Source organism: Acinetobacter sp. Tol 5, from assembly GCF_019702905.1.
In the GTDB taxonomy this organism is placed as follows: domain Bacteria; phylum Pseudomonadota; class Gammaproteobacteria; order Pseudomonadales; family Moraxellaceae; genus Acinetobacter; species Acinetobacter bereziniae.
In genome coordinates this window covers 1,031,130-1,045,247 of sequence record NZ_AP024708.1, presented here as the reverse complement: position 1 = coordinate 1,045,247, position 14,118 = coordinate 1,031,130, and the positions used below count along the sequence as shown (strand labels likewise).

The 14,118-nt window shown below is 36.7% G+C and carries 10 protein-coding genes; 5 read left to right on the top strand and 5 right to left on the bottom strand.

What is annotated here, in order from left to right; all coding sequences use genetic code 11:
- Positions 1 to 57: 57 nt before the first annotated feature.
- Positions 58 to 1,272: a 4-hydroxybenzoate 3-monooxygenase gene (pobA, locus tag TOL5_RS04885; protein ID WP_121775782.1), complete on the bottom strand. Its 1,215-nt coding sequence runs from the start codon at positions 1,270 to 1,272 to the stop codon at positions 58 to 60.
- Positions 1,273 to 1,405: 133 nt separating this feature from the next.
- Between pobA and TOL5_RS04880 the strand changes: the two genes are divergently transcribed.
- From TOL5_RS04880 to TOL5_RS04860, 5 genes are all read left to right on the top strand, one after another.
- Complete coding sequence (locus TOL5_RS04880; RefSeq protein WP_121775781.1) at positions 1,406 to 2,215, top strand: IclR family transcriptional regulator domain-containing protein; 810 nt, start codon at positions 1,406 to 1,408, stop codon at positions 2,213 to 2,215.
- A 291-nt stretch (positions 2,216 to 2,506) separates the two neighbouring features.
- A complete protein-coding gene (locus TOL5_RS04875; protein WP_121775780.1) occupies positions 2,507 to 4,717 on the top strand; it encodes a TonB-dependent siderophore receptor in 2,211 nt (736 codons plus the stop codon).
- Between the two features lie 165 nt (positions 4,718 to 4,882).
- Positions 4,883 to 5,944, top strand: coding sequence for an alpha/beta hydrolase (locus TOL5_RS04870; protein ID WP_121775779.1), 1,062 nt, complete (start codon positions 4,883 to 4,885; stop codon positions 5,942 to 5,944).
- 854 nt (positions 5,945 to 6,798) lie between these two features.
- Complete coding sequence (aspT, locus tag TOL5_RS04865) at positions 6,799 to 8,484, top strand: aspartate-alanine antiporter (RefSeq protein ID WP_121773910.1); 1,686 nt, start codon at positions 6,799 to 6,801, stop codon at positions 8,482 to 8,484.
- A 54-nt stretch (positions 8,485 to 8,538) separates the two neighbouring features.
- Positions 8,539 to 10,140: a bifunctional aspartate transaminase/aspartate 4-decarboxylase gene (locus TOL5_RS04860; RefSeq protein ID WP_005033338.1), complete on the top strand. Its 1,602-nt coding sequence runs from the start codon at positions 8,539 to 8,541 to the stop codon at positions 10,138 to 10,140.
- Between the two features lie 134 nt (positions 10,141 to 10,274).
- On the opposite strand, the gene TOL5_RS04855 is transcribed toward TOL5_RS04860, so the two are convergent.
- The 4 genes from TOL5_RS04855 to paaK all read right to left on the bottom strand — a co-directional run bounded on the left by TOL5_RS04855 (position 10,275) and on the right by paaK (position 14,091).
- Positions 10,275 to 10,736: a hypothetical protein gene (locus TOL5_RS04855; RefSeq protein ID WP_171248712.1), complete on the bottom strand. Its 462-nt coding sequence runs from the start codon at positions 10,734 to 10,736 to the stop codon at positions 10,275 to 10,277.
- 387 nt (positions 10,737 to 11,123) lie between these two features.
- Positions 11,124 to 11,711 (bottom strand): gamma carbonic anhydrase family protein, encoded by a 588-nt coding sequence (locus tag TOL5_RS04850; protein ID WP_058967547.1) that lies wholly within the window; start codon positions 11,709 to 11,711, stop codon positions 11,124 to 11,126.
- A gap of 60 nt (positions 11,712 to 11,771) precedes the next feature.
- Positions 11,772 to 12,713 carry a PaaX family transcriptional regulator C-terminal domain-containing protein gene (locus tag TOL5_RS04845; RefSeq protein WP_221260664.1) on the bottom strand — a complete coding sequence of 314 codons (942 nt, stop codon included), beginning with the start codon at positions 12,711 to 12,713 and terminating at the stop codon, positions 11,772 to 11,774.
- Between the two features lie 49 nt (positions 12,714 to 12,762).
- A complete protein-coding gene (gene paaK / locus TOL5_RS04840) occupies positions 12,763 to 14,091 on the bottom strand; it encodes a phenylacetate--CoA ligase PaaK (RefSeq protein ID WP_042088211.1) in 1,329 nt (442 codons plus the stop codon).
- Positions 14,092 to 14,118 lie beyond the last annotated feature (27 nt).

The window sequence follows — 14,118 nt, the reverse complement described above, 5'->3', positions numbered from 1 at the left end:
AAACCTTGATCAAAATAGGTAACTTTCTATTTTTAAAAATTAATGACTAACCAAGTCTCAACGACTACCCTGCATTTCATTAAAACTTTTAATTTCATAAGGTAAACCGACATAGTTTTCTGCCAATGTAGTTAATCCAGCATTTGATTCTAAAATATAACTCAATTCAGCCTGTTTAATTTTATGATCAAACTCGCTTTCTGTTTCAAAACGATGCAGTAAATGCGTCATCCACCATGAAAAACGTTCCGCCTTCCATACTCGCTTCAAGCATTTTTCAGAATACTCTTCAATGCCTTTCTCCGAGTCATTGTGATAAAAATCAATCAAAGCATGTGATAAATAAGCAATATCAGAGGCTGCTAAATTTAAACCTTTTGCACCTGTAGGAGGTACTATATGTGCAGCATCACCTGCCAAAAATAATTTTCCAAATCGCATTGGCTCTGTCACAAAACTACGTAAAGGTGCAATACTTTTTTCAAGGGAAGCCCCTGTTACTATTTTTTCACGGCTTTCTTCATCCAAACGATTTTTTAATTCATTCCAAAATCTTTCATCCGACCATTCATCAACATGATCTGTCACAGGGACTTGCAAATAATATCGACTCCGTGTTTGAGAACGCATACTACATAAAGCAAAGCCCCGTTCTGACTGCACATAGATCAACTCATTTGATACAGGGGGTACATCTGCAAGTACACCTAACCAACCGAATGGGTAAATCTTTTCAAAAGTTTTGATTCTATCTTGAGGCACACTTGCACGACAAACCCCATGATAGCCATCACAGCCTGCAATAAAATCACATCTGAGCTGGTACGATTGACCATTATGCTGAAAGCTAACATACGGGTTTTGCTCAAAATCATGAATTTGTACATGCTCAGCTTCATAGTAAGTAGGTAAACCTGCCGCTTCACGAGCATGCATTAAATCTTTTGTGACTTCCGTTTGTCCGTAAACCGTAACTTGCTTCCCCTGAGTTAATTCAGCTAAATCGACACGATGCTTTAAGCCATTGGTTAAAATTTCAATACCATCATGTGGCAGTCCAAGCTTTTTTAAGTTCTTGTCCACACCCGCTTGGGCTAATAAATCTACAGAGACCTGTTCAAGAATGCCTGCTCGAATGCGTGCAGCTACATATTCAGCACTACGTTGTTCAATAATCACATGGGAGATGCCCGCTTTAAACAACAGTTGTCCAAGCAATAACCCTGCTGGTCCTGAACCAATAATCGCAACTTGTGTGGTTAAATTTTCCATAATATTTTCTCCATATCCTGACACTTAAATTAATTTCTTTGCTGTACTTTTGATATGGTGAAAACTGGATAATCACCGTATAGTGGTAACAATGACCGTATATCGGTCAAATACAATCGAGAATGAATGAACGATGAGATACGATTTAGTCAAAAATGAAATTTCAGGTGAAACCATTAAGCAGGACGACTACATCGCTGGACTTGCCAAAGGACTGAGTTTACTTGAAGCTTTTGGTATTGATCGTCAAAAACTCAATTCGACTCAAGTTGCTGAACGTACTGGATTAAGCCGCACAGCAGCTCGAAGATATTTAAGAACTTTAAAATATTTAGGTTATTTAGAAAGTGATGATCATTATTTCTGGTTAACACACAAAGTATTACGCTTATCGAGCTCTTATCTGAGTTCTGCTCATCTCCCTAAAGTTGTACAACCAATTTTAAATTTATTGAGTGCACAAACAGGTTTGACTTTTTCATTGGTGGTTTTAGATGAACATGAAGTTGTGCCAATTGCACGAAGTTATTTACCCCAACAAGATAATCTACGTGTAAGTCCGTACGGCATGCATTTGGGTAATCGCTTACCTGCTCATGCAACTTCAACAGGTAAGGTTTTACTGGCAGCACTGCGTCCAGAAGAGCAAAAACAATGGCTGAACAAATATGGTTTAAAAAGACTTACTGCTTATACCATCCAAGATGAAACTCAGTTTTATCAAATATTGAATCAAGTACAAAAACAAGATTATTGTTTATCAAAAGAAGAGCATGAATTCGGTGTTATTGCGATTGCCGTTTCTGTCTTAAATGGTCAAGGTGATGCCGTTGCAGCGTTAAACTGTATTGCACAAACTCATCGAATGACTGATGAACAACTGCTTCAGCAAATTTTGCCTTTACTGAGAAATACAGCTTATGAATTAAGATGTATGATTTAAAATCATGCTTATATTTTAGCCTAATCTGTATCATCATCCCTGCTCAATTGGATGATATTGCTTCATATTCACCAAGCTTCGCCCGATTAAGCAATTCTCTATTTAATGGAAGAATATATTAATAATAAGCACTATTAACTGTTCGATCTTATTTGAAAAATATTGAGGCTCAATGACTTACCTCAATTAAATAAATTAAAAATTTAAAAAGAGCATAAATCTTTGTTGATTTTTACCCTTATTTTAAATGATAATAATTATCACTAGCATCTTTATAAAAAATTTATTCCAATGAAACTTTCAACACTAAGCTTATCTGTACGTCATGTTCTTTTCAGCTCTCTCACCTTGATCAGTTGTACCGCAATCGCAGAAGACTTCTCAACACAATTGCCAACAATCGAAGTAAAAGCCGATACAGAAAAAAACACGGGATATACTGAAAGAAAATCTCGAGCAGCAACGAAGCTTGATCTGACCTTGAAGGAAACTCCACAATCCGTAACGGTGATGACCAGCCAACATATCGAAGATCAAAATTTAAATACCGTTGAAGAAGTTTTATCACAAACACCTGGCATTTATGTACAACGCTATGGTGCACAAGGTGCAGTTGGGAATGGTGGTGAATACACCTTCTATTATGCGCGGGGAAATCAAATCTTGAACTATCAGGTAGATGGTGTAATGACCTCTCCTGCAACCAGTGGCAAAAACGGTTCATCTCTCAGCAATTTAAATCCCATTATTTATGAAAATATTACCGTACTCAAAGGTGCTGCTGGACTCACCAATGGTGCAGGTTATCCAAGTGCCAGTATTAATCTCAATCGTAAACATGCAACCAGTACTACACCAACAGGTCAGATTCAACTCAATGTAGGATCAGATCAAGCGATTCGCTCAACGTTTGATGCGCAAAGTGCCTTAACATCGTCAGGAGATGTCCGTGGACGAGTCGTCGCTGCTTATGGTCAAAGCAATTCATGGCGTGATTGGGGAGATCAACGTGATGCCACACTTTATGCAGTAGTTGATGCAGATCTCAGCGAAAAAACGCAGTTCAGTGTTGGTTCTCTACTCAGTCGCTCTCGTCTCAATGGACAAGGTGTACACGGGATTACTGTATTTGGTGATGATGGCACATTGATGCCGTTCAATCGTGAATTTAACCCCAATGCACGTTGGGCTTATAGCAATGTGGATACACTCAATTTATTTACTGAGTTAAAACATGAATTCAACAATCGTTGGAAAATTCAAGCCAATTATAATTATACCAAACAAGACATTGATGCTTTATATGGCGTCATTGGTGTTGCCCAAGTCGACTACACCAAAATGACTGCATCACTTGCAGCATCACAAAATGATTTCAGCCCAGAAGAACATAGCTTAGATCTTTCAGTCACTGGCGACTACTCTCTTTTGGGACGTGAACATGAATTGATGCTTGGTGCAAGTTATCAAAATCTAAAGAGTAATAACAATGCTTATGCAGGATATAGTAGTAAAGATACGATTAACTTAAACACATGGAATGGGCAAATTGCTCTCCCGCCAGAAGCTCTCATTGCGACTGGTGTAAGTAATAAAGACTATCAGCAAAGTGGCTACTATCTTGCAACTCGACTTAATCCAATTGATTCCTTACATATTATTGTGGGTGGGCGTTTGTCCAATTATGATTTAAAAACCCATTCTACAAATACAGTTAGAAATACAGTTTCAGATTCTAAAATCAAAGAATCCAATCAATTTACACCTTATGCAGGGATTACTTTTGATATCTCCTCATATCTTACTGCTTATGCAAGTTATACCAATATTTTCTTACCGCAAACCAACCGTGATTATGCATACAATATGTTAGCCCCACAGCAAGGTGACAATTATGAAGGCGGGTTTAAAGCAAGTTTTTATGATGACCGATTAAATATGAGTGCCGCTTATTTTCAAGCAAAAATGGATAATGTTGCTGAATCTGCTGGAAAATACAGTGATACAGATCAAGCTGTCATCAATGGATGGACAACAGCGGGATCAACTTATTATCACGGCGTCAAAGGTGCAAAAACTCAAGGTTTTGAACTTGAAATTTCAGGGCAAATTTTACCTGAATGGAATATTCAAGCAGGCTATACCCAAGCTGAAACGAAAGATAAAAATGGTCAACGTATCAATACCGATCGCCCTACACAACAATTTAAATTATTCACCACCTACAACTTACCCGTGATGGAAAATAAATTAACTGTTGGTGCAGGTGTAAATTGGCAAAATGAATTTTATGATAAAAGTAAAACAGGTCTAAATTATGAAGCTTTTCGTCAAAAATCCTTTGGCTTAGTTGATGTAATGGCTCGTTATGCAATCAACAAAGATCTTAATCTTGGACTAAATGTCAGTAATTTAACTGATGAAAAATACCGTCTAAATACATGGGCAAATACTTATGGTGATCCACGACGTTATACCGCATCAATTCAATATAAATTTTAAAAATGAATTTGATTTAAAACGTCATTAAAGCACCATGCATGGGTCCAGTCCCATCATGGTCAATACTCTAAGTATTGATTTACATATAATACCTGCTGCTGATTGAGCAAGTGTTTACTTTTTAAATTGGTGTGATGACATCACAAATATAGAATGGATCTTTCTATGATCAAGAAAACTTTTCTCTACTTGGCTTTGGGCGTATTGTCTATGCAAATCTCAATACCCAGTTTTGCGGATAGCAGCATCAAAATTGGTGAAACACACAACTTTGTGTCTACTGTATTAAATGAAAAAAGAGCAATTCAGGTCTATCTACCAGCCAGCTATAATCAATATCCCAATCAAAAATACCCTGTTGTATATCTTTTAGACAGTGAAAGTAACTTTCATTATGTGACAGGGATTATTGAAAAATTATCTAAGTCTCCTTATCCCTCAATACCTGAAATGGTGGTTATCGGCATAGTCAATACAGATCGAGCACGTGATTTAACACCTACACCGCAAAAGCCTCAAATTAAAGAAGGACGGCTGATCAAAGGTAAAACTGGCGGAAATCTTGCTTTCTTTAATTTTTTAGAAACTGAGCTTATGCCTGACGTAGAAAAAAAATATCGTACTAATGGCTTAAATGTATTGATTGGTCATTCTTTTGGAGGAATCACTGCACTGAATCATATGCTGAACGGTCACAAAAATATTCAAGCTTATATTGTGCATGATCCCAGTATTTGGTGGGATGATGAAATCATGCTCAAGCGTTTTAAAGAAGTAAAGCACAAAGATTTTCAGCACAAAAAACTATTCTTAACACAAGTCGGCAGCAGTGAAAATACCGCCAGTTTGGACAGCCATTACAATGGTATTCAAAAATTCAATCAATATTTAACTCAACAACCCTTTGCACATTTGAACTATAAATATATCCAATATGAAGGCGAGGATCACGGCACTGTACCATTGAAAGGTAACCTTGACGGTTTGCGTTATATTTTTGAAGGCATGCAGATCAATATTAAATCAATTCCTGAAAATCCAGATCTGGTCAAACAGCATTACACTCAACTCAGTCAAAATTTAGGCTTTGAATTACAACCGAGTGAAGTTTATTTAAATGCCGTTTTTGACTATTTAAAACGCTCAAATAATCCTAAAGTAACACAACAGTTTCAGCGCTATATTCTGTCGATTTACCCACAATGGCAATCCAAAAGCACATCCTAAAAGCTAGTTTTTCCTCATAGTATATGGCTGTCATTTTTATTCAATATAGGGTGGTATTTAGACCTCTACTACCACTCTGTCATTGTTTAAGTTGCTTATCTCTATAATTCAAAATTAATTAATTTTTATTAAATAAATCAGACTATTGTGAATTCACCTCACCCCAAGATTATTAATTAAAACGATATATCCATCATTTTATTCAGATCAGTATGCTTATCAAAATTCAAACCACTTACCATTCACTTTTTAAAATCTACGATTCCACAAAAATAAAAATAAAATCACATATTATTATTTTTACTTTATTAAAATCACAAATTATTGATATAATGACTACAATTTATAATTCCACGATTAAAATAAGTCACACGCATTACCACTCAATAAAAAAATTGAAATATTCATATATTGGCTATTATTTACCTACGGATACACATTAGCAACAGCTTTAAGACAAAAAACAAAAGATAAATAAATTACTTAAATTTTCATATACTTAACAAAAATAAAAAGATAATAAAACTGCTTTAAAAGCAACAAAAAACTATTAAATTATTATAATAATTTCTTTAATCTAATTTAATTATTTAAATTTACTTATTAAAGATAGCCTCTAAATAATAAATTGTTAGACAATTAAAACTTTAATCAATTATAAGAATACAATCCCTTAAGAATAATTTTATATTCGCTGTATATTTAAATTCAACAAAAAATGATGATGAAATAATTTAAATATAAACCTAAAAATTTACAGCGCTTTAACTAAATAGTATTTTCATTGAAGGCAAAAATTTAAATATCTTATTTCATTATCAAATATAGATTAAATAATAAAGGTGGGCCGTAAAATGATTGAATGGCTACAAGGCGAGTTAAAACATAGTCCAGAAATCCTATTATTCTTATCTTTAGCAATAGGTTTTTGGATCGGTCAATTTCAATTCGGTAAGTTTCAATTTGGGGGGGTTGCAGGATCATTGCTTGTCGCAGTAATTCTGAGCTTGATTGGTGTTCCCATAGACAATGGCGTAAAAGCCATTCTTTTTGCTCTATTTATTTATGCAGTTGGCTTTGAAAGTGGTCCACAGTTTTTTAAATCACTCGGTCCACAATCGATTAAAGAAATTCTGTTGGCGATCTTTATGGCAGTATGTGGTCTGATCACTGTTTTAGCAATGGCAAAAATCTTTAATCTGGATAAAGGTTTAGCCGCTGGGCTTGCAGCAGGTGGAATGACTCAATCGGCAATCATCGGTACAGCAGGAGATGCAATTTCTCGTTTAGATTTACCACTTGCAGAAATCCAAAAGCTCCAAGCCAATGTTGCGATTGGATATGCTGTAACTTATATTTTTGGCTCATTGGGTGCCATTATTGTCTGTGTAAATCTTCTACCAAAATTCATGGGTCGAGAAATACATGATGATGCGTTGAAGGCACAAGCAGAACAGTTAAAAGGTGCTTTTGAACTTGCACCAGGTCAAGAACTGGCAATGCCTGAAATTGTTGGACGAATCTACAAAGTCAAACAAGCCGCGGGACAAACTATTGCAGAACTTGAAACCATTGCCCCAAGTGTGACCATTGAACGCTTAAAACGTAAAGATCAGTTTATTGATGTTAGCCCTGACATCAGCTTACAAAAAGATGATGTTGTGCTCGTAGTGGGTCGACGAGCAAGTATTGTTTCCATCGCTGCGTCTATCGGATCTGAATTACAGTCCTCACAAGGCATGGAAATGATCATGGATACGACCGATGTTATTTTGAGAAATTCAAAATATGCCAACCGCACACTTGGTGATATTAAGACCAATACGCCAGATTATTTAAAACATGGCATTTATGTCCTTGCGATTAAACGTAACAGTGAAGCTCAAAGGTTGAGTGATGATACTGTACTTCACCAAGGTGATGTCGTGACTGTCTATGGAACAAAAAGTGATCTTGATCGTTTAGTCAAAGAAGCAGGAAAAGCCTTACCTGAGAGTTTAAAAACAGATTGGATTTTTCACGGCGCTGGCTTAGTCGTTGGTTTGGTCATTGGTTTATTTGTTATCCGAATTGGGGATGTACCTTTAACGCTTGGCGCAGGTGGTGGTGCTCTGCTTTCAGGTCTACTCTTCGGTTGGCTTCGTAGCCGAAATCAAGTGCATGGCAACATGCCCTTAGCCGCTTCACAACTACTTAAAGATCTCGGTCTTGCTGGTTTTGTTGCTGCTGTTGGACTGCAATCAGGGCTACAGGCTATTCAAACCATTAAAGAAAGTGGCTTATCGCTCTTTATGATTGGGGTTGTGGTTACCCTAGTCCCACTTATTCTTTCCATGCTCTTTGCCCGTTATGTCCTTCGTTATGACAATGTCGCCGTAATGGCAGGAGCATTAACAGGCTCACGAAGTGCCAATCCTGCTTTTGGTGGCGTACTAGACAAAGCTGGAAATTCGATTCCAACTGTTCCATTTGCAATTACCTATGCGCTCGCAAATGTATTTTTAACCCTGCTCGGTCCACTGATTGTTGGTTTAGCATAAATAACTTTATAAATCCCAAACACATCGATATCAATATAATGAAGGAGACTTCCCATGGGGAACGTTGATTATTCAAAATACGCAAAACTCAGCCCATTTGAACTTAAAGATGAATTGATTGCTTTGGCGCAAAGCCATACTGACCGTATGATGCTCAATGCTGGACGAGGCAATCCCAATTTTCTCGCAACCATTCCACGTCGTGCCTTTTTCCAATTGGGTCTATTTTCAGCCACTGAATCAGAATTTTCTTTTTCCTATATGCCAGAAGGGCTTGGTGGATTTCCCCGTGCAGAAGGATTGCAATCACGCTTTGACCATTTCGTTTTAGAAAATCGCGACAAACCTGGTGTTGTTTTTCTTGGGAAAGCGATTTCTTATGTGCGTGATCAATTAGGACTCGATCCAGATGCTTTTTTACTTGAAATGGTCGAAGGTATTCTCGGCTGTAATTATCCAGTTCCTGATCGAATGCTCAAAGTCAGTGAAAAAATTATCAAAGAATACGTTTTACGTGAAATGGGCGTACAAGGTATGCCTAAAGAGGAACTCGATTTATTTGCAGTTGAAGGGGGGACGGCTGCAATGGCTTATATCTTTAACTCATTAAAAGAAAATAAGATTATTTCACATGGTGATCGTATTGCCATAGGTTCTCCTATCTTTACCCCTTATCTTGAAATTCCCAAACTTAACGATTATCAACTTGAAGAGGTGTTGATCGAGGCTGATCCAAATCTAGGTTGGCAATACCCTGAATCAGAGTTAAGAAAATTAGAAGATCCATCAATCAAAGCCTTTTTCTTGGTCAATCCAAGTAACCCACCTTCGGTTAAAATGAGTGATGAAGGCTTAGCGATTTTGGCTGATATTGTCAAAAAACGCCCTGATCTGATTATCTTAACTGATGACGTTTATGGAACATTTGCTGATAATTTTAAATCTTTGTTTGCGATTTGTCCTGACAATACTATTCTGGTTTATTCTTTCTCTAAATATTTTGGCGCGACAGGTTGGCGTTTGGGTGTCATTGCCTTGAGTAATCATAATATTTTAGATAAAAAAATTGCAGCACTTTCTAAAAAAGACAAAAAAGAACTCGAAGAACGCTACTCATCCCTCACCACAGATCCATCGAGTATTAAGTTTATAGATCGCCTTGTTGCCGATAGTCGAAATGTTGCTTTAAACCATACAGCTGGATTATCCACACCTCAACAAGTACAAATGGTCCTGTTTGCATTATTCAATATGATGGACTCTCGTCAAAGTTATAAAAAAGCAGTGAAATCTGTGGTAAGAGAACGTGATGCTGCCCTTTATAGACAGCTTGGCGTTGAAGTTCCACAAGATCCAAACGCTGTTGATTACTATACATTGGTCAATTTAGAAAATACCTCAAGAAAACTATATGGTGATGCGTTTGCTGATTGGGTGATGAAAAATAAGAATCCAACAGAATTACTTTTCCGAGTTGCTGATGAAACAGGTGTAGTGCTGCTTCCGGGTTCAGGTTTTGGTGTTCAACACCCTTCTGCACGTGCCTCGCTTGCCAATTTGAATGAGTTCCAGTACGCTGCGATCGGAGCTTCATTACGCAAATTTGCTGAGGAGGCATATGAAGAATATAAAAAAATCAGCAAAAAGAATAAATAAGCATGCATAGCTTAAGTATTCGTTTTAAAAGAAAAAGATCGCATTAATGCGATCTTTTTTGTTTGCGAATGGCTACCCAAGTTAAGCTCTATTTACCTGTGGCGATCAAATCTCATCACAGTATTCAAACAGTCTTAATTCTGCACTTTACATTTTATTGCTTTTGCAGGAGTAATATTGGTCGCTGAAACTAATTGAGTTGAATCAAAACCTTCAGTTTCCTCTATAAATAAATGATAGTCTTTAATTTGAATCGTTGCCTGCCCTTCATATTGGCAATAACCTTTTTTAATATTGTCTGGTAACTTAAAAGTCTTTTTTGCTGCATCAAAGTTGCTAAAGCAAAACCATACATCTCGTGTATCACCTTTTGGACGTGGTATCAGTGCAGCCGAGGTTTTATTGGGTTCAAAGCAAATATCATCCCCCATATAATCCACATATTCAGGGTCTAAATTACGTGAAAATTTTCCTGTTAAAGTAGCTTGTCCCTGATAATTTTTAAAACCAGACTCGGTGTTTGTGTATTTGAAGCTTTGTGCTTGCGCAAATACTGGCAATACCGCTAAGGCAATCAGTAAAATTTTGTTCAACATGCTAATTTCCATTTTATAAAGTGCTAAATTTGCTTTAATTTTACCCAATCTCAAAAAATAAAAAAACCACTTCGCTGTTCTATTGCATTAGTCTTTTCCTCAACGGCTTAGCTGGTTTAATTTGTTGTACAGTCACTCGAGATTTTGGACAGTCATTAATAGGAGCATGCTTTTGCTTATTTGAAGAGGTTGGTGAAAAAATGATATGTGTGGAAAAGCTAAAATCAAATTCATTGTTTAACACGGTTCTCAATGAAATATTGTTAAACTATTTTAGGACGAGACAAAAACAATGTGTTGAACCTATTTTCTGATTATAAATTCAGTACGCATTGATCTAATTCGTATTATCGTGTTGCTCACCGTCAATGAAGATTAAGCCATTAATTAGTACAACTTATGCTCAGCTTTAAAGTTTGTAAAATCCAACCGATTCTCTAAAGAAATCAAAGGTTCCACCTCTCGTAATGTATTTATACAACGCTGTGCGAGATGAATATATTCATTTGTCCCGTTGCGTTTCCATTCAATTTCTTGTTCTAGTAAATCACGAATGACTTTTGCAGGACTTCCAAGAGCGAGCACATTTGCTGGTATAACAGCCTTAGCTTTAACTGTGCTATTGGCACCAATAATGGTATTTTCACCGATTTCAGCTTCATCAAGAATAACACTATTCATGCCTACTAAAACATTTTTGCCAATCGTACAGCCATGTAAAATAGCAGCATGACCGATATGCCCATACTCTTCGATTAAGGTAATACTTTTCGGAAAGCCATGAATCACGCAGTTATCTTGTACATTGGAATTTTTACAGACATGAATCTGTCCAAAATCAGCACGTAACGAAGCAAAAGGACCAATATAAACACCCTCTTCAAGAATAACATCACCAATTAATACAGCAGTTGGATGTACAAAGGCATTAGGGTGTACAACTGGAATTACATTATCAATGGCATAACAAGGCATGTGAATAATCCATATTTTTAAAAGCCCAACTCATTTAAATAATTAAATGAACTAGTGGGTTTAAACACCCATTTCCTCAACTTTTAAACCACCAAATCGCTTATAAAACATAGGATGTAAAGGTGGCATAAAACCTTCTGATGTGCGAGCAAACTGCATAAAGTACTCTTCCCCTGCAAAAACAACCAGTTGATAGAGGTTACTACTTAAGTTTCTCGCATTCAGCGATAACCAGTTTGAAGGTAATAATTCAAATGGTAAATTTGGATCTTTTAATAAAATTCGGCGGAATTGATGAATGAGCAAAATACGGATTTGAAATGCTTGTGCGGCATCCATATCATCTGAATTTTCCACAAGATTTAAGAACTCTCGAAAATCTTGGATAAGTTTTTCATAACGTGAATGTAACTCAAGAATTGGCCAATTAACTTCCACCATTCGTTTTACCGTTGGATAAGATTCTTGCCACAGTTGCAAAGTTTCAGCTTTAAAAATTACCACTTGATCTGTCATGTTCTGACTGAGCAATAAATTCTGCAATTTCAATTTATCGCAATTTGGATAAGCCATTACATTACTTGCGATACTGGCAAAACCCAGCCACTCCAATTCTTTCTTTAAAATTTGTTTATTATCAATATCTAATGAACTAAGTAGAACCAGATCCCAACTTTGATCCCATTCTTTATGATTAAAATTATAAATTTTAGTATCTGCGAGTGTAAAACCGTTGAGACTACTTTCAGTCACACGATAATAACTTGTACGACCAATTTTTTCAGACACTAACCAGCCATTTTGTACTAGTCTAAATACAGCAGTCCGTACCGAACGCTCATTGAGTCCAAAAACACTCATTAACTGAATCAAACTTGCAAGACTGATAATCCCACCGTGATGATGCACACAGTCACCAAAAACCGTCATAATCAGTGAAGTTCCACTTAACATTTCTTTGGTAATAAAATCATCTATAGCAAGTTTTAATTTTAAATTCATAATGTTCGATAGGACCTTAATTTAAAAATCTCAAATAACCACAATCAAATTAACCGAGACTAAGCGTACTTGATGGATGTGTAATATGATTATTGTTGCGTAAATCAAATACACGCTGAGCCTTACCTTCTGAACGTGGCAATGCTCCTTCTGTCAAAATTTCAATGCTTACCGTAATTCCAACCATCGTTTTGATCTTAGTTTTGAGCTGAGTACACAGTTGTGCATGTATTTCCTGAGGTATATCTTGACGCATTTCTGTACGGATGTGCAATCCATCCAGATGACCTTGTTTACAAATTTGAATCTCATAATTAGGAACCAATTCAGGAATTTGTAAAATTTGTTCTTCAATTTGAGATGGAAACACATTTACACCACGAATAATCATCATATCATCACTACGTCCAACAATTTTGTCCATACGGCGCATTGTTCTTGCTGTGCCTGGCAATAAACGAGTCAAATCTCGGGTTCGGTAACGAATGACAGGCATGCCTTCTTTGGTAATCGTGGTAAAAACTAATTCACCCAATTCACCATCAGCCAACACTTCGCCTGTTTCTGGATTGATAATTTCAGGATAAAAATGATCTTCCCAAATGGTCAAACCATCTTTAGTCTCCAGACACTCCATCGCGACACCGGGTCCCATCACTTCAGATAAGCCATAGATATCCAGTGCATCAATTCTTAAACGATCTTCAATTTCTTTACGCATCTCATTGGTCCACGGTTCCGCACCAAATATTCCGGTTTTAATGGAGCACTCTTTGGCAGTACCAAATCTTTTTTCTAATGCTTCAATGATATTTAAGCAATAGGATGGTGTCACCATAATTGCAGTAGGTTTAAAGTCATGTATCAATTGTACTTGCTTTTCAGTTTGACCACCTGACATAGGAATGACCGTTGCGCCTAAGCGCTCAACGCCATAGTGCGCACCTAGACCACCAGTGAATAGTCCATAGCCATAAGACACTTGAATAATATCTTGATTACTTAAACCTGCAGCACGTAATGAACGCGCCACAACATCAGACCAAACTTGAATATCTTTTTGAGTATATCCCACGACAGTGGGTTGCCCCGTTGTACCTGACGAGGCATGTACTCTGACTATTTGCTGTTGTGGAACTGCGAACATGCCAAATGGATAATTTTCACGTAAATCTTTTTTAGAGGTAAATGGAAATTTAGCTAGATCTGCTAAAGTTTTAAAATCATCAGGATGTACCCCAACTTCATCAAATTTCTGACGATAGACGGTACTATTTTGATAAGCATGTTGCAATGTTTGTTTTATACGTTCGAATTGAACATTACGTAACTCATCAACCGATGCTTTTTCTAAATATTCCAATGTATTGTTATTCATATTGTTACTCCCTGAACAGCCATCCTT